The organism is Streptomyces sp. WAC05374 (assembly GCF_004353505.1).
Classification (GTDB): Bacteria; Actinomycetota; Actinomycetes; order Streptomycetales; family Streptomycetaceae; genus Streptomyces.
In genome coordinates this window covers 549,981-571,213 of the sequence record NZ_SMNQ01000003.1, presented here as the reverse complement: position 1 = coordinate 571,213, position 21,233 = coordinate 549,981, and the positions used below count along the sequence as shown (strand labels likewise).

Sequence of the window (21,233 nt, the reverse complement as noted above, 5' to 3'; positions counted from 1 at the left end):
CTATCGGCGGATGCCGGTCGCGAACGGCAACGTGTTCACAAAGGCCCGGTGATGCTCGCGGTCGCACCACTCCAGCTTCAGATACGACTTGCCGGCCGAGGCCCTGATCGTCCGCTTGTCCCTGGCCAGGGCTTCGGGCGTACGAGACGACACTGTGATGTACCCGACGAGGTTGACTCCTGCCGCGCCGCTGGCGAGATCTTCACCCCGCTGGTCGAGCCGGCCGTGGGCGGCGATGTCGCGCGGGTCGACGGTGCGGTTCATCTTGGCGGCGCGGCTGGCCTCCGCCTCGTCGTTGGTCTTCTCGGTCAGCATGCGCTCGATGGCGACCTCGGTGGGTTCGAGGTCCATGCAGACGGCGACGGTGCGGATGACGTCGGGGGTGTGGACGAGGAGGGGCGCGAGGAAGTTGACCCCGACGGGGGTCATCGGCCACTCCTTGACCCACGCGGTGGCGTGGCACCAGGGCGCGCGGGTGGAGGACTCGCGGGTCTTCGCCTGGAGGTACGTGGGCTCGACGGCGTCCAGCTCGGCGGGCCAAGCGTTTCGTTTCGTCATCGCCTGGATGTGGTCGATGGGGTGGTCCGGGTCGTACATGGAGTGCACGAGGGACGCGAGGCGCGACTGGCCGAGCGGCTGGCGTACGCGGATGTCGGCCTCGGCGAGGCGGGCGCAGATGTCGGTGAGCTCGCGGGCCATGACGACCGCGAGGCCGGCGTCCTTGTCGAGCTTGCGGCCGCCGGTGGCCTGGCGGGCGGCGCGGGCCATGGCGTGGGCCTCGGCGGCCAGTTCGCGGGTGTAGTGCATGCAGGCGACGAGGTAGGCGCGGTGCTGCTCGCTGGACGTCGACACCATGGACTGGAGCTGCTCGTAGGAGTCGCGGAGCCAGACGGGGGCGTTCGGGTCGCCGCGCTGGGCGACGTCCTTGGCGTGGGCGTCGGGGTCGGCGGGGAGGGTGCGGGCGAGCATCTGGAGGCGGGTGACGAAGCCGTCGCCGTTGGCCACGTGCTTGAGGAGGGTGCCGAAACGGTCCACCAGGGCTTCCTGGTCCTCGCTGTCGCGCAGGCCGACGCCGGGTCCCTCGATCTCGATGGCGGCGGTGACGGTGCGGCGGTCGGCGTGGAGGAGGACGGCGATCTCGTCTGGGCCGAAGGGCGCGGCGAGCCAACTGATGCGGCCGATGCCGGGCGGCGGGCCCACCTCGATCTCACGGCCGTCGAGCTTGGTGCCGGCCTCCATGGCGCTGGAGCGGTAGGTGGTGCCCCGGCGCAGCGTGCGCTTGTAGGTGCGGTTGATCTCGAACCACTTGTAGAAGGTGCGCCCCTTGTACGGGACGTACACGGCGGCCAGCGCGAGCATGGGGAAGCCCATGAGCGTCACGATCCGCAGGGACAGGACGGGGACCAGCAGCCCGCTCATCATGCCGAGGAACGCGCCGGCGATGATCAGCGCGATCTCGCCGGTCTCGCGGTTCTTGCCGACGATCGCGTTCGGCCGGGCCCGGCCGATGAGATACGTGCGGCGGGGCGTGATCGGTTGGGACTGGGTCGTCAACGCCCTCCACCTCCTGTGTTTCCTGTGCTGCTGCCTGTGCCGGTGTTGCTCTTACGGTGGGTGTGCGGCGTGCCGCTGGTGCCGGGGCTGCGGGGCGGGGGTGCGGCGGAGGGGACGGATCCGCCGCCGGCCACGCCCCCGCCCGCGGTTCCGCCTCCGGTGGGCTGGCTGCGGGAGCTGTGGGCGGCGACGCCGCCGGACACGGCGTTCGCGGGCTGGGCGTTGCCGCCGCCGCCCCGCTGGTGGCTGCGGCTGCTGTGGGTCTTGATGCCCTGGGAGACGAGCGCGGCGGGCGAGGAGATGACGGCGGCGGCCTGGGCGCCGTCGGTCGCCTGCTTGCGGTTCGTGCGGGCGGAGGCGATCTCGTCGCCGAAGCCGGGGACGAAGCGGTAGATCATCGCGGAGGCGAAGATGGCCAGCAGGATGATGGCGAGGCCGGAGACGACCGCCGAGAAGGCGTCGGGCCCCTCCTCCGAGGACAGTGCCCCGGCCAGGCCGAGGACGATGACGATGACCGGCTTCACCAGGATCACGGCGATCATGATCCCGGCCCAGCGGCGGACGTGGCCCCACATGTTCTTGTCGACGAGCCCGGCGTAGACGACGGTGCCGAGCAGCGCGCCGACGTAGAGCAGGGCGGCCCGGATGACGAGCTCCAGCCACAGGATGCCGGCGGCGAGGATCGACACGAGGGACACGACGATCAGCATGATCGGCCCGCCGCCGATGCCGTCGCCCTTCTTGAGCGCCTCGGCGAACGTCCCGAAGAACGCGTCCGTCTGCCCGCCGCTGCCGGTGGCGATCACCTCGGTGATGCCGTCGGTGGCCGAGACGACGGTGTAGAGGATGAGCGGCGTGAACGCGGACGCGAGCACGGTGAGCCACAGGAACCCGATGGCCTCGGAGATCGCCGTCGCCAGCGGTACGCCCCGGATGGCCCTCTTGGCGACGGCCAGCAGCCACAGGACGAGGGTCAGGACGGTGGAGGCGGCGAAGACGACGGCGTACTGCTGGAGGAACGTGGCGTTGGTGAAGTCCACCTCGGCGGTGCTCTTCACGGCCTCGCTGAGCTTGTTCACGATCCACGCGGCCGCGTCCGCGCAGCCGCGCGCCAGCGAGGCGAGCGGATCGAGCGCGGAGGTGGGGTCGGCGGGGTTGGCGGGGTTGGAGCGGGCGGGTGCGTCTCCCGACTCGCACAGATCGCGTGCGGGGCCGGCGATGAGCTCACAGCCGTTGTCGCTCGGGCGGGGCGACGGTGTGGGGGTGGGGGCCGCTGCGGCCCGGGACGCGAACCAGAACGCGGCGGTCTGGACGGCCGCCAGCGCCACGAGGACGGAGCGTCCACGGGAACGAGGGTTAACGGGCATACGTGAACCCTCCGTATTCGTTGACCGCTCCGGCGATCTCGTCGGACCCCGAGACGGGATTGTCGCCGGTTACCGGTGTCGGCCCTGTCTTCTGGGACGTCTCCAGGACCTTCCAGTCGGAGCCGTTCCATTTCAGCTTGAGAGTCACCGTGAACCAGCCGCTGGTCACGGGCTTGGTGGACGTCTCGCCGGTCAGGCCGAACAGACCGGTGCACCAGACGTCGACGTCAGCGGTGTCTGCCGCGTAGTTCTTGACCTTCGTCCCGGCCGGTAGTGTCCGGTTCACGAAGGTCGAGCCGGCCGGCGCGCTCCCGTCCGCCTTGAGGCCGATCTGGGTGAGGAACGCCTCGGAGTAGTCGGCGTCGAACCCGGACTGGAGTTTGTCCCGCGTGCTGGCGTCCGCGATGGACTGGACGATCTGATGTCGGCGCTCGGTGTTGAACATCCCGTCAGACCCCAGCGCCACCGCGTAATTCGCCGCCGCGCTCTGCGCGCCCTGCTCGTCGTGGGCGTAGCCGGAGGGGATCGTGCCGTTCTTGCCGGCCACCGGCTTGACGCCCGTCGCGGCGGTGGGGGCGGCGGCGTCGCGGCCCGCGGGGGCGTCCGAGGACGAGCCGTCGCCGTCGCCGCTTCTGTTCGCGAAGGCGATGGCGGCGATCAGCAGGACCACCACGCCCACCACGGTGATCAGCGACCGCGAGTTGCGGGCCGGGCGGCGGGCGCCGCCGTAGACGCCGTAGACGTCGCCGGTGCCGCTGTCGGGCAGGCGGGTACGGGTCTGACCCGTACCGCCGCCTCCCGCGCTGGCGCCGTCGTGCTCGTCGCCGAGGCTCATGACGGGTACGCCCCCTCAACCGGTTGCTGATCTGTATGGTGACTGGACATCAGGTGACGCGCCTCATGGGAGAGCCGGGGTGGAGCGCTGACGGCGGGTTAAACGGCCATCCCGTAGACGATGGTGAACAGCGTTCCCAGTGATCCGATGATGAAGACGCCGGTCAGGCCCGCCACGATCAGCCCCTTGCCCTGCTCGGCGCTGAAGGTGTCCCGGAGTGCGGTGGCGCCGATGCGCTGTTTGGCCGCTCCCCAGATCGCGATGCCGAGGCACAGCAGGATGGCCACGGCCATCACCACCTCGATCATCACGCGGGCCTCGTTCCCCAGGCTCCCGAAGGGCCCCCAGTTGGGGGCGATTCCGCCAATGATGGTGGTGATGTCGCCTTTTTCGGCCGCCAGGTACATGTAACTCACCGCCCCTGTTGGGTAGTTCGACACCCCTGCCCCTTGGCACGGGTCACCGCACTATCTTCGCTGATGAAACCGCTCGTGTGCGCCGACTTGGCTGGTCTCTTTACCCGATCCCCGCACCTTTGACCGGTCCGGGCGCCCTGACCTGCGCAGGCGGCGGATCGGGTGTAGGCGAGTGCGCGCATCGTCACTCTGTGTATCACGGGGGGTGACTCCGGGCAATGACTGTCGTTGGTGCACTCTTGGGGCGGAACGGACACGCCGTCAGCGGTACGTGCGCACCAGGCGGGCGAGCTGGCGGCCCGCCTGGAGCAGGGGCTCCTCGCTGCGGGTGACCTGGGCGGTCACCTCGGCGCCCTCCAGGGTGCTGATCACCGTGCCGCCCAGTTCGCGGGCGTCGTCGGCGGCGAGGCCGGCCGCCATCAGCCTGGTGGCCACCAGGTCCTGCCAGCCGCGCAGTGCGGCGGCGCAGGCCCGCTGGATCTCGGAGTCGGTGCCGAGCGTCTCCAGGGCGGTGGCCGTGACGGGGCAGCCGTCGACCCAGCCGGACTCGCGCAGCGCCGTGGCGAGCAGCCGTGCGCAGGCGTCGACGGCGGCGGCGGGGTCGTCCTCGCTGTCCAGTGCCTCGCGCAGGATCGCCGCGAACTCCTCGTCGCTGTGCCGGATGGCGGCGACGGCGACGGCCTCCTTCCCGCCCGGGAAGAAGTGGTAGACGGAGCCGAGGGTGGCCTCCGCCTCCTTGGCGATCTGCTTGATGCCCGTACCGACGTATCCCTGCCGCTGCACGAGGCGGGCGGCGGCGACGACGATCCGGTCGCGGGTGCTGGTCTGCATGAGGCCGATTCTACCGATCCATTGGGTAGAGCGTTCGTTCTAGAGCTGTGCTACGGTCGTGCCGTGCTCTGGATAGAGCGTTCGTTCTAGACCGCAGGAGATCTCCATGCCCAGCACCACCCCCGCCCCCGTCACCGTCATCGGCCTGGGCCCCATGGGGCTCGCCATGGCAGGGGCCTACCTCGAGCACGGCCATCGCGTCACCGTCTTCAACCGCACCCCCTCCCGGGCCGACGGCCTCGTCGCCCGCGGGGCGCACCTGGCCGCCACCGCCGAGGAGGCCCTGACGGCGTCCGAGCTGGTGGTGCTGAGCCTGACCGACTACGACGCGATGTACGCCCTGCTGGGCGGCACCGACCCCGCCGCCTTCTCCGGCCGCGTGCTGGTCAACCTCAGCTCCGACACCCCCGACAAGGCGCGCGCGGGAGCGGCCTGGGCCGCCGAGCGCGGCGCCACGCAGCTCACCGGCGGCGTCCTCACGCCACCCGCCGGGATCGGCGACCCCGCCACCACGTCCACCTTCTACAGCGGCCCGCTCGCGGCCTTCGAGGCCCACCGCGCGACGCTGGGCGTCCTGACCGGCACCGACTACCGGGGCGAGAACCCGGGCACGGCGGCGCTGCTCTATCAGCTCAACATGACGATGTTCTGGACCGCCCTGACGAGCTATTGGCAGGCCGTCGCCGTGGCGAACGCCCACGGTCTCAAGGCCGCCGACGTCCTGCCCTTCGCGCGCGACGCCCTCAATCTGACGCAGTTCCTGGAGTTCTACACACCCCGCATCGACGCCGGTGACCACGCCGGTGACGTCGACCGGCTCGCCATGGGCGTGGCCAGCGTCGAGCACGTCCTGCACACCGTCGTGGACGCGGGCGTGGACAGTGCCCTGCCCGCCGCCGTCCTCGACATCTTCCGGCGCGGCGTCGCCGCCGGCCACGGTGCCGACAGCTCGTCCAGCCTGGTGGAGATCCTCAAGCGGCCCTCCTCGTAAGGATTCCGGTCCTACGGTGGTGCCGTGACCGACATCGAATCGAGGATCGACACCAGCCGGCCGCACACGGCCCGCATCTGGAACTACTGGACCGGCGGCAAGGACAACTACCCCGTCGACCGGGAGGCCGGGGACCGGATCCGGCAGCTCCACCCCGGGATCGGCGAGTACGCCCGTGAGGACCGGCTCTTCCTGGGGCGGGCCGTGCGGCACCTGGCGGAGGAGGAGGGCATCCGCCAGTTCCTGGACATCGGCACCGGTCTGCCCAGCGCCGACAACACGCACGAGGTCGCCCAGCGCGTCTCCCCGGACGCCCGCGTGGTGTACGTCGACAACGACCCGCTCGTCCTCGCCCACGCCCGCGCCCTCCTCGTCGGCACCCCCGAGGGCCGCACCGACTACCTGGACGCCGACCTGAGGGACGTCGACACGATCCTGGCGGCGGCCGGCAAGACCCTCGACCTGGACCGGCCGGTGGCGCTGATGCTGCTCGGCGTCGTCATCTTCGTCGAGGACGACGCCGAGTCGTACGCCGTCGTCCGCCGCCTCATGGACGCCCTCGCGCCCGGCAGCCACCTCGTGCTCTCCCACACCGTCGTCCACCCCTCCATGCCGGAGGTCGACGCGGCGGTGGCCTTCTGGAACGAGCACGGCACCCCCAGGCTCACCCAGCGCACCCCGGAGGCCATCACCCGCTACTTCGACGGCCTGGAGCTCCTCGCGCCCGGCGTGGTCCCCTGCTCCCGGTGGCGCCCGGACGCGCCGGCGCCCGACGTCGCCATGTACGCGGGCGTCGGCCGCAAGCCGTAGCCGCCGGATCGGCCCTGGGAAGGGCACCCCGGCACCTACACTGTCGCTCGGTGGACTGCCATGTCGTGAGGGGTGGTTGACGGTGCGTAAGGCGTGGCTGGTCGCGGGGGTGTCCGTCGGGGCGTGCCTGAGCTTCGTCGCGCTGCTCGTCGTCGGGACGTACTCCGCCGCCGCCGGGCTGCTCGGCGGCGCGGGGAGCGCCGTCCACGGGGTGGTCGGGCTGGCGAAGGGCGCCGTGCCCGCGGCGTACCAGCCGCTCGTGCAGAAGTGGGGCAACCTGTGCCCGGCCATCAACCCCGCCCTGCTCGCCGCGCAGCTCTACCAGGAGAGCGGCTGGAACCCGAGAGCCGTCAGCCCCGCCGACGCGCGGGGCATCGCCCAGTTCATCCCCGGGACGTGGGCCACGCACGGCATCGACGGGGACAAGGACGGGGACCGGGACATCTGGGACCCGGCGGACGCCATCCCGTCGGCCGCCTCGTACGACTGCGAGTTGGCGGGGTACGTCAAGAACGTCCCCGGCGACCGGACGAACAACATGCTCGCCGCCTACAACGCCGGTGCCTACCGGGTGATAAAGGCCGGCGGGGTGCCCGGGTTCAAGGAGACGCAGAACTACGTCCGGATCATCCGCACCCTGGAGAAGAGCTTCGCGCGGCCCGTCGGCCGGGTGGAGCCGTCGCGGCAGGCGGCCGGGGCGATCTACTTCGCGCAGAAGAAGCTCGGCACGCCCTACCTGTGGGGCGGGAACGGCACGCCCGAGCAGCAGGGCCGGTTCGACTGCTCGGGGCTGACGCAGGCCGCGTACCGGACGGTGGGGATCGAGCTGCCGCGCGTGGCCAACGACCAGTACAACGCCGGTCCGCACCCCTCGCGCGACGAGCTGCTGCCGGGCGATCTCGTTTTCTTCTCGGACGACTTGAACAATTCACGTGCCATCCGGCACGTGGGGCTCTACGTCGGTGGCGGGTACATGATCAACGCCCCGTACACCGGGGCCGTCATCCGGTTCGACAAGATCGATACGCCGGACTACTTCGGGGCCACGCGCGTCACCGAGGATGGCGCGAAAGCACTCCCCGCGGCGCGGCCCTGAGCTGCGCGTACGGATCACTCTTCGATAACGTCATGGTGATCGTTCCGTGGAGAGTGGAACGTACCCCTCCTGCGGGTCGTTCCCTGGACTGACGATGACGACACTGACCTGGTGACACAAGGCAAGGGGCCGCAGCAGATGGCTGGACTCGCATCGGACGGTTCGAACCCCGATGTCGGCCTGCTCTACGACATCAACGGCCTGGCGAAGGACGCCCCTTCGTGGTTCGACCGTGTCATGGAGTTCACCGGCGAGTACGGGATCATGCTCGCGATGGTGCTCGTCGTGCTCTGGTGCTGGTGGAGCGTGCGCCGGCGCGGCTCGGCCGAGGACTCGGTCGCGGCCGTCGCGGGCCTGGTGTGGGCGCCGCTGGCCGCCGGTGTCGCCCTGCTCGTCAACATCCCCATCCGGGGCTTCGTGGAGCGGCCCCGCCCGTTCTACGACCACCAGGGACTGGAAGTGCTGGTGGACGGGAAGACGGACTTCTCCTTCGTCAGCGACCACGCCACCATGGCGATGGCCATCGGCGTCGGGGTCTTCGTCGCCAACCGCCGGTTCGGCCTCGCCGCCATCGGCCTCGCCCTCCTCGAGGGCTTCTGCCGCGTCTACATGGGCGTGCACTACCCGACCGACGTCGTCGGCGGCTTCGCCCTCGGTACGGCGGTCGCGCTGCTCCTCGCCCCGGTCGCGCTCGCGCTCCTGACGCCGCTGGTGTCCGCGGTGGCCCGCTCCGGGCGGGCCGGCCGGCTCGTACGGTCGCGCAGGGCGCCCGCGAGGGAGCGGCACGAGACGCTCGACATCCCCGAGTCCCAGCTCGGCTCCGGCTCCGCGTCCGGCACGGACGAGAACGACCTGGCCGCCTAGGGCCTCTCCGGCGGGGCGGCCATGTGTGCCGCCGCGTCCAGCCGCGCCCGGTCCCGGGACCGTCTGGCGGGTCCCGCCCAGCCGCAGGTGCAGCGGGCGACGGCGAACGAACCCCGCTCGGTGGTCGTGGCGTTGTGGTGGTCTCCCACGCCCGGGACGGCGGGCGTCTGGTGATGCGCGTGCACAGCTCCACGGTACCGGCGTGACGGTGCGCCGGTGTGGTCGTTATGCGAGGCGGGTGGGGGTCTCGGGCAGCCGCACAGTGTTGGGGGTTGGCAGGCGATGGTGGTGCAGCAGCATTGGCGCAGGAGCGGCGCGTTCGCCGTTGCGGCCGCCGTGGTGGGTGCGGTGGTCACCGGTTGTTCCGCGGCGGCCGACGCCTCCCCCGGTGTCGACCCGGGTGCCGCGGTGCGCGGTGCCCCCGACGCGCTGACCCGGGCGGGCACGTCCAAGGCGCGGACGTCCATGGAGATGGCGACCGGCGGGACGCGGGTCACCATCCGGGGCGAGGGCGCGTACGACTTCGTCAGGCGGCACGGGCGGCTGAAAGTCGTCCTTCCCGCCGACCCGTCCGGGGCGGACGGACACCGCCCGATCACCGAGCTCCTCGCGCCCGGCGCGCTCTACATGAAGAACAGGGGCGCCGGTGTCCCCGCCGACAAGTGGGTCCGCGTCGACACCACCACCCTGGAGGACGGCAACCTCGTCACGGGCGGGGCGACCGACCCGGCGGCCGCCGCCGAGCTGCTGCGCGGCGCACGGGACGTGACCTACGTCGGCGAGGAGGAGCTCGCGGGCGTGCCGGTCGTCCACTACCGGGGGGTCAGCGACCTGGGCCGGGCGGCGCGGGCGGCCTCCCCGCAGGTGCGCGGGGCGCTCGCGGCGGCGGCGAAAGGGTTCGCCAAGGACGCCGTCCCGTTCGACGCCTACCTGGACCGGGAGGGGCGGCTGCGCAAGGTGCGCCACCAGTTCAGCGTCGCCAATCAGGGCCGTACGGTGGCCGTCGCCTCCACGACCCTGCTGTTCGGGTTCGGCGTCCCGGTCGTCGTCGAGCTGCCGCCGCGCGAGGACATCTACGCGGGGAAGGTCAAGACCTGACCATCGGAAGAATGGTCCGGACGTGCCATGCGCGGTACGTGTCGCGCTCCCTACGCTAGGAAGCCGACACCGGCAGGAAGAGGTGATGCGCGTGGCCCCGCCCACTCCGACGACAGTCCAGGACCACGTGGCCCTCGCCGAGATCGAGCTGTGCGGTGAGTTGATGATCGCGGCGTCCGCCGCGGACGGGGAGCGGCTCAGCGCGGACCTCATCGACGAGGTGCTGAACGTGATACCCGAGGGGCGCGGCGGGCCGGCCGCGCCCCGGTGACGCGCGGGACGGCCGTCAGGTCCGCATCATGCGGGCGATGGCCTTCGTCGCCTCCTCGACCTTCGCGTCGATCTCGTCACCGCCCTTGACCGCGGCGTCGGCGACGCAGTGCCGGAGGTGCTCCTCCAGGAGCTGGAGGGCGAAGGACTGGAGGGCCTTCGTGGACGCGGAGACCTGGGTGAGTATGTCGATGCAGTAGACGTCCTCGTCGACCATCCGCTGGAGGCCGCGGATCTGGCCCTCGATGCGGCGCAGGCGCTTGAGGTGCTCGCTCTTCTGCTTGTGGTACCCGTGCACACCGTGGTCGTGGTCCGTCGCCGGCCCGGTGCCGTCCTCCGTGACCGGAAGGCCGGCCGCCTCGGTGGTCGTCATCGCGTCCTCCCGTTGTCCGTAAGGGCTGCTATACCCCTCGTGGGTATAGGGTACCGATCCTGTGCCGAAGGTGGCGGGGCCCGGTTCTGTTCACTGTGCCTGATGGGCGACACTGAATGACGCCGGTTAGCCGTGGCCGGATGATGCGCCTAGCATCAGCCTGACCGAACCCATGCACCTAGAGGACCCCACGTGCGCTTTCGTCTGACCCCCAGGGAGACGAGCTTCTACGACATGTTCTCCGCTTCCGCGGACAACATCGTCACGGGCTCCAAGCTCCTGATGGAACTGCTCGGAGCGGAGCCTTCCGCCCGGGCCGAGATCGCGGAGCGGATGCGGGCAGCGGAGCACGCGGGCGACGACGCGACCCACGCGATCTTCCACCAGCTCAACTCCTCTTTCATCACGCCGTTCGACCGTGAGGACATCTACTCCCTCGCGTCGTCGCTCGACGACATCATGGACTTCATGGAGGAGGCCGTCGACCTCGTCGTCCTCTACAACGTGGAGGAGCTGCCGAAGGGTGTCGAGCAGCAGATCGAGGTGCTGGCGCGGGCTGCCGAGCTGACCGCCGAGGCGATGCCGCACCTGCGCACGATGGAGAACCTCACCGAGTACTGGATCGAGGTCAACCGGCTGGAGAACCAGGCGGACCAGATCCACCGCAAGCTGCTCGCCCACCTCTTCAACGGCAAGTACGACGCCATCGAGGTGCTCAAGCTGAAGCAGATCGTGGACGTGCTGGAAGAGGCCGCCGACGCGTTCGAGCACGTGGCCAACACGGTGGAGACCATCGCGGTCAAGGAGTCCTGAGCTTCGTGGACACCTTCGCACTGGTCGTGACCATCGGTGTCGCGCTCGGTTTCACGTATACCAACGGCTTCCACGACTCGGCGAACGCCATCGCCACGTCCGTCTCCACCCGCGCGCTGACCCCGCGTGCGGCGCTCGCCATGGCGGCGGTCATGAACCTCGCCGGTGCCTTCCTCGGCAGCGGCGTCGCCAAGACCGTCAGCGAGGGCCTGATCGCCACGCCCGAGGGTTCCCGGGGCATGGGCATCCTCTTCGCGGCGCTGGTCGGCGCGATCGTCTGGAACCTGGTCACCTGGTACTTCGGCCTGCCGTCGTCGTCCTCGCACGCGCTGTTCGGCGGCATGGTGGGCGCGGCGCTGGCGGGCGGTACGCAGGTCATCTGGTCCGGTGTCGTCGACAAGATCGTCATCCCGATGTTCGTGTCGCCGGTGGTCGGCCTGCTGGTCGGCTACCTGGTGATGTGCGGGATCATGTGGCTCTTCCGCAAGGCGAACCCGCACAAGGCCAAGCGGGGCTTCCGTATCGCGCAGACGGTGTCGGCGGCGGGCATGGCGCTCGGTCACGGTCTCCAGGACGCCCAGAAGACGATGGGCATCGTGGTCATGGCCCTGGTCATCGCGGACGTCGAGCAGGCCGGTGACCCGATCCCGGTGTGGGTGAAGGTCGCCTGCGCGGTGATGCTCTCGCTGGGTACGTACGCGGGCGGCTGGCGCATCATGCGCACCCTGGGCCGCAAGATCATCGAGCTGGACCCGCCGCAGGGGTTCGCCGCGGAGACGACGGGCGCGTCGATCATGTTCGGTTCGGCGTTCCTGTTCCACGCGCCGATCTCGACCACGCACGTCATCACGTCGGCGATCATGGGCGTCGGCGCGACGAAGCGGGTGAACGCGGTGCGGTGGGGCGTCGCGAAGAACATCATCCTCGGCTGGTTCATCACCATGCCGGCGGCCGCGCTGGTCGCGGCGGCGAGCTTCTTCGTGGTGCGGTTGATCTTCGGATAGGCGGGAACGCCGCACGGCTGTGCTGGGGGTCCGGGGGTTATCCCCCGGGGGATGCGGTATCACCATGCCGGCGGCCGCGCTGGTCGCGGCGGCGAGCTTCTTCGTGGTGCGGTTGATCTTCGGATAGGCGGGAACGCCCCGGACATACGGAAGGGCCCGCCCCCTGGGAGAGGGGGCGGGCCCTTTGGCCTTGCGGTGGCACCGCCATGCAGCACCGCAAGGAGTTCCGGGTGGCGACTAGCCGAAGCGGCCGGAGATGTAGTCCTCCGTCGCCTGGACCGACGGGTTGGAGAAGATGCGCTCCGTGTCGTCGATCTCGACCAGCTTGCCGGGCTGGCCGACGGCCGCCAGGTTGAAGAAGGCCGTGCGGTCGGAGACGCGGGCGGCCTGCTGCATGTTGTGCGTGACGATGACGATCGTGAACCGTTCCTTCAGCTCGCTGATCAGGTCCTCGATGGCGAGCGTGGAGATCGGGTCGAGCGCCGAGCAGGGCTCGTCCATCAGCAGCACGTCCGGCTCGACCGCGATCGCGCGGGCGATGCACAGGCGCTGCTGCTGACCGCCGGAGAGGCCGGAGCCCGGCTTGTTGAGGCGGTCCTTGACCTCGTTCCAGAGGTTCGCGCCCTTGAGGGAGCGCTCGACGACCTCGGCGAGCTGGTTCTTCTTGTACGTGCCGTTGAGGCGCAGGCCCGCCGCCACGTTGTCGAAGATGGACATCGTGGGGAAGGGGTTCGGGCGCTGGAAGACCATGCCGACCGTGCGGCGCACGGCGACGGGGTCGACGTTCGAGCCGTACAGGTTCTCGTCGTCCAGCATCACCTTGCCCTCGACGCGGCCACCGGGGGTGACCTCGTGCATGCGGTTCAGGGTGCGCAGGAAGGTGGACTTGCCGCAGCCGGACGGGCCGATGAAGGCCGTCACGGAGCGGGGCTCGACGGTCATGGAGATGTCGTCGATCGCCTTGTGGGCGCCGTAGTAGGCGGTCAGGCCGCTGACGTCGATTCGCTTGGCCATTTCAATCACTTCCAGGTGGCCTCAGCGGCCGGTCTTCGGGGCCTTCCAGCGGGCGATGCCGCGGGCGACCAGGTTGAGGATCATGACGAAGGCGATCAGGACGAGGGCGGCGGCCCAGGCGCGGTCGTACGACGCCTCACTGCCGACCTTGTACTGCTCCCAGATGTAGAAGGGGAGCGAGGACTGGGCACCTTCGAACGGGTTGGTGTTGATCAACTGGCTGCCGAAGACCAGCAGCATGATCGGGGCGGTCTCACCGGCGATGCGGGCGATCGCGAGCATCACACCTGTCGTGATACCCCCGATCGCGGTCGGGATGACCACCTTCAGGATGACGCGCCACTTCGGTACGCCGAGGGCCAGCGCGGCCTCGCGCAGCTCGTTCGGAACGAGCTTGAGCATCTCCTCCGTGGAGCGGACCACCACCGGGATCATCAGGATCGCCAGCGCCAGGGCGCCCATCAGGCCGGACGGGGCCAGGCCGGCGATCAGCATGATCGAGAGGATGAACAGACCGGCGACGATCGACGGGATGCCCGTCATGACGTCGACGAAGAAGGTCACGGCCTTGGCGAGGGCGCCCTTGCCGTACTCGACGAGGTAGACGGCGGTCAGCAGGCCGATCGGCGCGGAGACCAGGGTGGCGAGGCCGACCTGCTGGAGCGTGCCGACCAGCGCGTGGTAGACACCGCCGCCGGCCTCGAAGCCGGGGACACCGGCCATCGAGTGGGTGAGGAAGTACGCGTCGAGGACCTTGATGCCCCGGCTGACCGTCGTCCAGATCAGGGACAGCAGCGGTACGACGGCGAGGACGAAGCACACCCAGACGACGCTGGTGGCGAGCCGGTCCTTGGCCTGGCGCCGGTTCTCGACGACCGTGGTGGCCGTGTAGGAGATGACGACGAACAGGGCGGCCGCGATCAGGCCCCACTGGATGCGGCTGTCCAGGCCGGCGGCCACGCCGATGCCGATGCCGAGGGCGAGGGACACGGCGGCGACGCCGGCCGGCGCCCAGCGCGGCAGGCGGCGCGCGCTCAGGCCTGCCGAGGGCAGGGAGTGGGAACGGACGGGCGTGGCGTCCTGGATCATGTTGCTCATCAGGCGTTCGCCCCCGAGTACTCCTTGCGGCGCGCGATGATCAGGCGGGCCGCGCCGTTGACCAGCAGGGTGAGGACGAAGAGCACCAGGCCGGAGGCGATCAGGGCGTCGCGCCCGAGCTCGTTGGCCTCGTCGAACTTCGCGGCGATGTTCTGGGCGAACGTGCCGCCGCCCGGGTTGAGCAGGTGCAGCGAGATCACGAAGCTCGGGGAGAGGACCGTGGCGACGGCCATCGTCTCGCCGAGCGCGCGGCCGAGGCCCAGCATCGAGGCGGAGATGACGCCGGAGCGGCCGAAGGGCAGCACGGAGAGGCGGATGACCTCCCAGCGGGTGGCGCCGAGGGCCAGGGCGGCCTCCTCGTTCATGCGCGGCACCTGGAGGAAGACCTCACGGCTGACGCTGGTCACGATCGGCAGGATCATGATCGCCAGCAGGATGCCGACGGTGAACAGCGAGCGGGCGACGCCGACCTCGGTCTTCTCGAAGATGTACGTCCAGCCGAGGAACTGGTCCAGCCAGAGGTTCAGGCCCTCGAGGTACGGGACGAGGAAGAGGGCGCCCCAGATGCCGTAGATGATCGACGGCACGGCGGCCAGCAGGTCGACCACGTACGCGAGGGGCGCGGCCAGCCTGCGGGGCGCGTAGTGCGAGATGAACAGCGCGATGCCGACGGCGATCGGGACCGCGATCACCATCGCGATGATCGAGCTCACGATCGTGCCGAAGAGCAGGACCGCGATGCCGAAGACGGGCGGGTCGCCGGCCGGGTTCCAGTCGAAGGTGGTGAGGAAGTTGCCCTCGTTCACGGAGAGGGCGAGCGTGGCCCGGTAGGTGAGGAACACGGCGATCGACGCCATGATCACCAGGAGCAGGATGCCCGAGCCCCGGGAGAGGCCGAGGAAGATCTTGTCGCCCGCGCGACCCGTGGAGGTGGCGCCCGGCTTCCCGGCGACCGGCGGAGCCGGTGCGTTGTCAGTCGTTATAGCCATGGTCTTTCCGGTCTGTGTGGGGGAAGTCCGCGGTCGGCGGCTCCCCTGGCGGCGGTGCACCGGATGGGGTGGAGGCCGGCCCGGCCAGTGGCCGGGCCGGCCTGGTGTGCGCTTAGGACAGGCCCTTGACGGTCTCGCGGACCTTGGCGTTGATCTCGGCCGGGATCGGGGCGTAGCCCGCCTCGGACAGGACCTTCTGGCCCTCCTCGGAGGAGGTGTAGGCCAGGAAGGACTTGACCGTGCCGAGGGTCTCGGCCTTGTTGCCGCTGTCGCAGACGACCTCGTAGGTCACCAGGACGATCGGGTACGCGCCCTCGGCCTTGGTGGCGTAGTCCAGCTCGAGCGCCAGGTCCTTGCCGGTGCCCTTGACCTTGGCGGCGGCGATGGCCTTGGAGGCGTTCTCCGAGGTGGCCGCGACGGGGGCGGAGGCGCCGGTGTTGATCTGGACCGTCGGGATGTTCTGCGAGGTGGCGTAGCTGAGCTCGAAGTAGCCGATCGCGCCCTCGGACTGCTTCACCTGGGCGGCGACACCGGAGGAGCCGGACGCGGCCTGGCCGCCGGGGGCGGGCCACTTCTTCTCGGCCTCGTAGGGCCAGTCCGCCTTGGCGGCCTTGCCGAGGTACTTGCCGAGGTTCTGGGTGGTGCCGGAGTCCTCGGAGCGGTGGAACGCCTGGATGGCGGTGCTCGGGAGCTTGGCGCCCGGGTTGAGCTTGGCGATCGCCGGGTCGTCCCACTTCTTGATCTTGTCGTTGAAGATCTTGGCGATCGTGGGCGCGTCGAGGACCAGGTCCTTCACGCCGGGCACGTTGTAGCCGATGGCGATCGGGCCGCCGACCATCGGGAGGTTGATGCCCTGGCCGGTCTTGCAGATCTTCTTGGACTCGGCGACCTCGTCCGGCTTCAGCGCGGAGTCGGAGCCGGCGAAGCCGACCGTGCCCTGGTTGAACGCGACGATGCCCTCACCGGAGGAGGAGGACTTGTAGTTGATCTCCACGCCCGGGCAGGCGGCCATGTAGTTCTTGACCCACAGGTCCATGGCGTTCTTCTGTGCGGAGGAGCCGGAGGCCAGGAGCTGGCCCTTGGCCTCGGCGCACGCGATGTTCGACGCTGCCCCGGTCTTCTTGCCGCCGTCGGTGGCGCCGGTGTTGTCGTCCGAACCACACGCCGTGAGGACCAGGGCGCCGGAGACGGCGAGGGCGCCGAGCGCGGTGGCGCGAAGCCCGTTCTTGCGCTGAAGCTTCACTTTCGGGTGTTCCTTCCAGGAGCCGCCGCGGTGTCTGTCTGCCGGTTTTCTGGTGGCGGCGTGTGTCGGTTGGATGGTGGGGCGCGCGGCGCGGAGCCGGTCACCTTGTACGGCCGAAATTAGGCAGGACAGGTGACATGGCCGACGGGGGAGAGTGAACGGCAGGTGAACCGTGACGGAAGCCGTGGTGAGCCACCGTGCGGCTCATTGTCCTGCGGCGCCGCGCGTGGGAGCGGTGCACCTTGTGCGGGGCGGAGCGGTGTGCTGCCCGGCCCGTGGGGCGCCGCGTCGCACCGGGCGCGGGGCGTACGCCGGTGCGTGCGGCACACGGGGCGAAGCCTGGACCACCCGCACGGGGGGCGAGCCGGTGGCCGGGGAGTAACCCGGGCGTGTGACGCGGACGCGTGGCCCCTGCGGGGTGCCGTGCGGCGCGGTCACCGGTGGGTCGGCTGATGCCGGTGGGCAAGGGTCGGGGCGGGTGCCGTGCGGCGCGGTCACCGGTGGGTCGGCTGATGCCGGTGGGCAAGGGTCGGGGCCCCTCCGGGCTCGCCTCCTCGCCGTTGGCGGGGTGCCGAGCCAGTCTCGTAGCCGTTTCACGCCGCCAATCGGCTGCGGGGGCGACCCTGCACGGCCCCTCCTCGCCGTCTCTTCACACTTGCCGGCCGCCGTCGGCGTACGACAGGAGGACCGCCGTCCCCACACACCCACCGGCCCGCGGACGGCGTACGGCCGGGGTGGGGCCGTGCAGGGTCGCCCCCGCAGAGGTTGGCGGCAACGGAAGGGCTCCCTTGTGTGAGAGCCAAGGCCGCCGGCCTCGAGGAGGCGAGCCCGGAGGGGCCACGCCCCCCACCCACCGGCTCCGGCCGCACCACCGACCGGCCGGCGGGCAAGACAGAAGGGGGCCACGCCCTACCACCACCCGGGGGTGACACCAGGGGCGTCAGTGGGCCGGGCGGGTGGCCAGGAACGCCGTGACGAGTTCCTTGTCCTGGTCGTACGAGAGGCGTGCCCGCGCGGCCGCGGGGGGCAGCCAGAGCAGTTCGTCCACCTCCTTGTTGCGGACGAAGGCCCCGCCCGTGGCCTCGGCCGCCCAGTAGACGACCTCCTTGAGGCGGCCGCCGGCCTTGTAGCGGGCGGTGGGGAGCGGGGCGCCCAGGGTGCACGTCATGCCGGTCTCCTCCAGCACCTCGCGTACCGCCGCGTGCCGTGAGTCCTCGCCGGGCTCGAGCTTGCCCTTGGGCAGGGACCAGTCCCCGTGCTTGGGGCGGTGGATCACGGCCAGTTCGACCCCGTCGCCGCCGGGCGCGCGGCGCCACAGCACGCAGCCCGCCGCGCGGATCACGTGGTCACCGCCGTGCGCTGCCAGGCGCGGTGGAAGGCGTGCCGTGCCGCCTCCACGTCGTGCCGCTGGTCGGCGTGGAGCACCCCGAGCGCGTACGCCGTCGCGGGCGCGATGCGCGGCGTCCGCGCGGCGGTCGCGGCGGCGGCGGCCGCCTCGGCGGCGTCCCGGTGGCGGTCCAGCGCCCGCCCCGCCTCGTACAGAGGCGGCTCCGCGTCCCGCACCTCGCCCGCGTACCGGTGCAGCCGCAGCAGCAGCCGCACCTGGTGCCACGGCCCGTCGAGCTGCTCGCCGCCCACCGCGGGGGCCATGGGCAGGGCGGCCACGGCGTCCAGCAGGCGCCGCTCGACGACCTCCGCGGGCGGGCCGAGCACCTCGGAGGCCGGCGCTGCGGCGGCGGGGCCCAGCGGTACCTCCGAGGCGAGCAGCGCCACGGCGTCGGCGACCGCGTGGAACCGGGAGGAGCCCATCGCCTGGAGCGCGGCCGAGTGGGCGCGGGTACGGGCCAGGGTGAGCTGGCGCTCCAGCAGCGCGCCCGCCCGCGCGGCGCCCACGGCCAGGGCTTCCGCCCCGGAGCCGGCGGAGCCGTCCGCTCCGCCGCGCCGGGGCGCCGGGACGGTCGCCGTGCCGCCGGACAGCCGGGACAGCGCGTCGACGAGCCGGACGAGCCGTGACGTACAGGCGTGCTCGGCGGCCAGGGTGCCCGACAGCCAGGCCAGCTCGGCGCGGAGCTGGTCCGCCCAGGCGGTGTCCAGCAGTGGCCGGTAGGTGTGCAGCGTGCCGCCGATGCGGCGGGCGGCGGCGCGCAGGGCCCGGGCGGCCGCCTCGGCTCCCGCCGCGTTCGGGCCGGGGTCGGTGTGGAGCCGGAGGGCGCGGAGGAAGTCCGCCGCCCGGGCGTGGAGGTAGGGCGACAGGACCTCGCCGGCGGTCGCCTGGTCAGGTTTGAGCACGTCGGCGCCTCCGCGCGTCGATCAGCATCTCCTGGACGTGCCGCAGCGGCTGGCCGTCGTGGTCGTGGGCGTGGCGCGTCCAGTCCCCGTCCGGGCCGAGGTGCCAGGAGGAGGTGGTGTCGGCCATGCCGGTGTCCAGCAGCCGGTTGAGTGCGGCGCGGTGGGCGGGGTCGGAGACCCGTACCAGTGCCTCTATGCGCCGGTCGAGGTTGCGGTGCATCATGTCCGCGCTGCCGAACCAGACTTCGGGCTCGCCGCCGTTCCCGAAGGCGAAGATGCGGGAGTGTTCGAGGAAGCGGCCGAGGATCGAGCGGACCCGGATGTTCTCCGACAGGCCCGCGACGCCCGGCCGGACGGCGCAGATGCCGCGCACCCAGATGTCCACCGGCACGCCGGCCTGCGAGGCGCGGTAGCAGGCGTCGATGACGGCCTCGTCGACCATCGAGTTGACCTTGATGCGGACGTGGGCGGGCCGCCCGGCACGGTGGTGGACGACCTCCTTGTTGATCCGTGAGACCAGGCCGTCGCGCAGCGACTTGGGCGCGACGAGCAGGCGGCGGTACGTCTCCCGGCGCGAGTAGCCCGACAGCCGGTTGAACAGGTCGGACAGGTCCGCGCCGACCTGCGGGTCGGCGGTGAGCAGGCCCAGGTCCTCGTACAGCCGGGCGGTCTTGGGGTGGTAGTTGCCGGTGCCGACGTGGCTGTAGCGGCGCAGCGTCTCGCCCTCCTGGCGGACGACGAGCGACAGCTTGCAGTGGGTCTTCAGGCCGACCAGCCCGTAGACGACGTGGCAGCCCGCCTCCTCCAGCTTGCGCGCCCACTTGATGTTGGCCTGCTCGTCGAAGCGGGCCTTGATCTCGACGAGGACGAGGACCTGCTTGCCGGACTCGGCCGCGTCGATGAGGGCGTCGACTATGGGGGAGTCGCCGGAGGTCCGGTACAGGGTCTGCTTGATCGCCAGGACGTCGGGGTCGCCCGCCGCCTGCTCCAGGAAGGCCTGTACGGAGGTGGAGAAGGAGTCGTACGGGTGGTGCAGCAGCACGTCCCGTTCGCGCAGCGCCGCGAAGATGTCGGGCGCGGACGCCGACTCGACCTCGGCGAGGTCGCGGTGGGTGCCGGCGACGAACTTGGGGTACTTCAGCTCCGGCCGGTCGAGGGCGGAGATGCCGAACAGGCCGGTCAGGTCGAGCGGGCCGGGCAGCGGGTAGACCTCGGCGTCGGAGACCTTCAGCTCGCGCACGAGGAGGTCGAGGACGTACGGGTCGATCGACTCCTCGACCTCCAGGCGCACGGGCGGGCCGAAGCGGCGCCGCATGAGCTCCTTCTCCAGGGCCTGGAGGAGGTTCTCGGCGTCGTCCTCCTCGACCTCCAGGTCCTCGTTGCGGGTCACCCGGAACATGTGGTGCGCCAGCACCTCCATGCCGGGGAACAGCTCCTCCAGGTGCGCGGCGATGACGTCCTCGAGCGGGACGTACCGCTGCGGGGAGGCTTCGAGGAAGCGCGAGAGCAGCGGCGGGACCTTCACGCGTGCGAAGTGGCGGTGGCCGCTGACGGGGTTGCGGACGACGACGGCCAGGTTGAGGGAGAGGCCGGAGATGTACGGGAAGGGGTGCGCGGGGTCGACGGCGAGCGGGGTGAGGACCGGGAAGATCTGCTGGCGGAACAGGGTGAACAGCCGCGCCTGCTCCTTCTCGGTCAGGTCGGGCCAGCGGATGAGGTGGATGCCCTCGTCGGCCAGGGCGGGGGCGATGTCCTGCTGGAAGCAGGCCGCGTGGCGGGCCATGAGCTCCCGGGACCGGGTCCAGATCAGGTCGAGGACTTCGCGGGGCTGGAGCCCGGAGGCGGAGCGGGTGGCCACGCCGGTGGCGATCCGGCGCTTGAGGCCGGCGACCCGGACCATGAAGAACTCGTCCAGGTTGGAGGCGAAGATCGCGAGGAAGTTCGCCCGTTCGAGGAGCGGGGTCGCCGGGTCCTCGGCGAGCTCCAGCACCCGCTCGTTGAACGCCAGCCAACTGCGCTCCCGGTCCAGGAACCGGCCGGCCGGCAGCTCGGCGCCGGTGCCGTCGTCCTCGTACGAGTCGAGATCGGCGTCGAGATCCCGCGCCAGGTCGGACACGGGCACGTGTGCCACGGTGTGCGGCCGGTGCGCGGCTATGGAGCCGACGGACGGCTGGGACTGCGGGACCTGGACCTCGGCGGGCTGCTGGCTCATGGCACCATTCTTCCGCGCGATGGGCTGGTCAAGCGCGTCGGAGCGGGCCGCGGACACGGCGGGCTT

At 71.0% G+C, this 21,233-nt stretch carries 22 protein-coding genes; 8 read left to right on the top strand and 14 right to left on the bottom strand.

The genetic code is table 11. The annotated features are described in order from the left end of the window. From E2B92_RS10330 to E2B92_RS10310, 5 genes are all read right to left on the bottom strand, one after another. Positions 1-1,554 (bottom strand): SCO6880 family protein, encoded by a 1,554-nt coding sequence (locus tag E2B92_RS10330; protein WP_126889403.1) that lies wholly within the window; start codon positions 1,552-1,554, stop codon positions 1-3. Beyond that, a complete protein-coding gene (locus tag E2B92_RS10325; protein WP_133087475.1) occupies positions 1,551-2,921 on the bottom strand; it encodes a hypothetical protein in 1,371 nt (456 codons plus the stop codon). The genes E2B92_RS10330 and E2B92_RS10325 overlap by 4 nt, the downstream gene beginning before the upstream one ends. Beyond that, entirely contained in the window at positions 2,911-3,756 is an 846-nt protein-coding gene (locus E2B92_RS10320; RefSeq protein WP_126884685.1) for a hypothetical protein, read from the bottom strand. The genes E2B92_RS10325 and E2B92_RS10320 overlap by 11 nt, the downstream gene beginning before the upstream one ends. Positions 3,757-3,854: 98 nt before the next feature. After that, positions 3,855-4,163 carry a hypothetical protein gene (locus E2B92_RS10315; RefSeq protein WP_017945892.1) on the bottom strand — a complete coding sequence of 103 codons (309 nt, stop codon included), beginning with the start codon at positions 4,161-4,163 and terminating at the stop codon, positions 3,855-3,857. 270 nt (positions 4,164-4,433) lie between these two features. Beyond that, positions 4,434-5,003, bottom strand: a complete 570-nt coding sequence (locus E2B92_RS10310) for a TetR/AcrR family transcriptional regulator (RefSeq protein WP_126884684.1) — start codon at positions 5,001-5,003, stop codon at positions 4,434-4,436. A gap of 106 nt (positions 5,004-5,109) precedes the next feature. Between E2B92_RS10310 and E2B92_RS10305 the strand changes: the two genes are divergently transcribed. The 4 genes from E2B92_RS10305 (at position 5,110) to E2B92_RS10290 (ending at position 8,764) form a co-directional block, all read left to right on the top strand. After that, a complete protein-coding gene (locus E2B92_RS10305) occupies positions 5,110-5,994 on the top strand; it encodes an NAD(P)-dependent oxidoreductase (RefSeq protein WP_126884683.1) in 885 nt (294 codons plus the stop codon). Between the two features lie 24 nt (positions 5,995-6,018). After that, positions 6,019-6,804, top strand: coding sequence for an SAM-dependent methyltransferase (locus E2B92_RS10300; protein ID WP_126884682.1), 786 nt, complete (start codon positions 6,019-6,021; stop codon positions 6,802-6,804). Between the two features lie 82 nt (positions 6,805-6,886). Beyond that, the gene (locus E2B92_RS10295) at positions 6,887-7,900 is read left to right on the top strand and encodes a C40 family peptidase (protein ID WP_126884689.1); all 1,014 of its coding nucleotides are present in this window, start codon (positions 6,887-6,889) and stop codon (positions 7,898-7,900) included. Between the two features lie 138 nt (positions 7,901-8,038). Beyond that, a complete protein-coding gene (locus E2B92_RS10290; RefSeq protein WP_126884681.1) occupies positions 8,039-8,764 on the top strand; it encodes a phosphatase PAP2 family protein in 726 nt (241 codons plus the stop codon). On the opposite strand, the gene E2B92_RS10285 is transcribed toward E2B92_RS10290, so the two are convergent. After that, a complete protein-coding gene (locus E2B92_RS10285; protein ID WP_126884680.1) occupies positions 8,761-8,949 on the bottom strand; it encodes a hypothetical protein in 189 nt (62 codons plus the stop codon). The genes E2B92_RS10290 and E2B92_RS10285 overlap by 4 nt on opposite strands. 97 nt (positions 8,950-9,046) lie before the next feature. On the opposite strand from E2B92_RS10285, the gene E2B92_RS10280 reads away from it, so the two are divergent. Beyond that, the gene (locus tag E2B92_RS10280) at positions 9,047-9,862 is read left to right on the top strand and encodes a hypothetical protein (protein ID WP_126884679.1); all 816 of its coding nucleotides are present in this window, start codon (positions 9,047-9,049) and stop codon (positions 9,860-9,862) included. A gap of 85 nt (positions 9,863-9,947) precedes the next feature. Continuing rightward, a complete protein-coding gene (locus E2B92_RS10275; RefSeq protein ID WP_126884678.1) occupies positions 9,948-10,133 on the top strand; it encodes a hypothetical protein in 186 nt (61 codons plus the stop codon). Between the two features lie 15 nt (positions 10,134-10,148). Here E2B92_RS10275 and E2B92_RS10270 read toward each other — a convergent pair whose 3' ends face one another. Further along, a complete protein-coding gene (locus E2B92_RS10270) occupies positions 10,149-10,505 on the bottom strand; it encodes a metal-sensitive transcriptional regulator (RefSeq protein ID WP_126884677.1) in 357 nt (118 codons plus the stop codon). A gap of 192 nt (positions 10,506-10,697) precedes the next feature. On the opposite strand from E2B92_RS10270, the gene E2B92_RS10265 reads away from it, so the two are divergent. Together E2B92_RS10265 and E2B92_RS10260 are read left to right on the top strand one after the other, a co-directional pair. Continuing rightward, complete coding sequence (locus E2B92_RS10265; protein WP_126884676.1) at positions 10,698-11,318, top strand: DUF47 domain-containing protein; 621 nt, start codon at positions 10,698-10,700, stop codon at positions 11,316-11,318. Positions 11,319-11,323: 5 nt separating this feature from the next. Then, positions 11,324-12,322 carry an inorganic phosphate transporter gene (locus tag E2B92_RS10260; RefSeq protein WP_126884675.1) on the top strand — a complete coding sequence of 333 codons (999 nt, stop codon included), beginning with the start codon at positions 11,324-11,326 and terminating at the stop codon, positions 12,320-12,322. 237 nt (positions 12,323-12,559) lie between these two features. Here E2B92_RS10260 and pstB read toward each other — a convergent pair whose 3' ends face one another. The 7 genes from pstB to E2B92_RS10225 form a co-directional block, all read right to left on the bottom strand. Further along, the gene (pstB, locus tag E2B92_RS10255) at positions 12,560-13,336 is read right to left on the bottom strand and encodes a phosphate ABC transporter ATP-binding protein PstB (RefSeq protein WP_126884674.1); all 777 of its coding nucleotides are present in this window, start codon (positions 13,334-13,336) and stop codon (positions 12,560-12,562) included. A gap of 21 nt (positions 13,337-13,357) precedes the next feature. Further along, positions 13,358-14,434, bottom strand: coding sequence for a phosphate ABC transporter permease PstA (pstA, locus tag E2B92_RS10250; protein WP_126884673.1), 1,077 nt, complete (start codon positions 14,432-14,434; stop codon positions 13,358-13,360). Continuing rightward, positions 14,434-15,423, bottom strand: a complete 990-nt coding sequence (pstC, locus tag E2B92_RS10245) for a phosphate ABC transporter permease subunit PstC (protein ID WP_126884672.1) — start codon at positions 15,421-15,423, stop codon at positions 14,434-14,436. The genes pstA and pstC overlap by 1 nt, the downstream gene beginning before the upstream one ends. Before the next feature lie 112 nt (positions 15,424-15,535). Beyond that, positions 15,536-16,666 (bottom strand): phosphate ABC transporter substrate-binding protein PstS, encoded by a 1,131-nt coding sequence (pstS, locus tag E2B92_RS10240; protein ID WP_126884671.1) that lies wholly within the window; start codon positions 16,664-16,666, stop codon positions 15,536-15,538. Between the two features lie 940 nt (positions 16,667-17,606). Continuing rightward, a complete protein-coding gene (locus E2B92_RS10235) occupies positions 17,607-18,008 on the bottom strand; it encodes an NUDIX hydrolase (RefSeq protein ID WP_312846054.1) in 402 nt (133 codons plus the stop codon). After that, positions 18,005-18,955, bottom strand: coding sequence for a CHAD domain-containing protein (locus E2B92_RS10230; RefSeq protein ID WP_126884670.1), 951 nt, complete (start codon positions 18,953-18,955; stop codon positions 18,005-18,007). Before E2B92_RS10230 ends, E2B92_RS10235 begins: the two co-directional genes overlap by 4 nt. After that, positions 18,942-21,167 carry an RNA degradosome polyphosphate kinase gene (locus tag E2B92_RS10225; protein ID WP_126884669.1) on the bottom strand — a complete coding sequence of 742 codons (2,226 nt, stop codon included), beginning with the start codon at positions 21,165-21,167 and terminating at the stop codon, positions 18,942-18,944. Before E2B92_RS10225 ends, E2B92_RS10230 begins: the two co-directional genes overlap by 14 nt. Positions 21,168-21,233 lie beyond the last annotated feature (66 nt).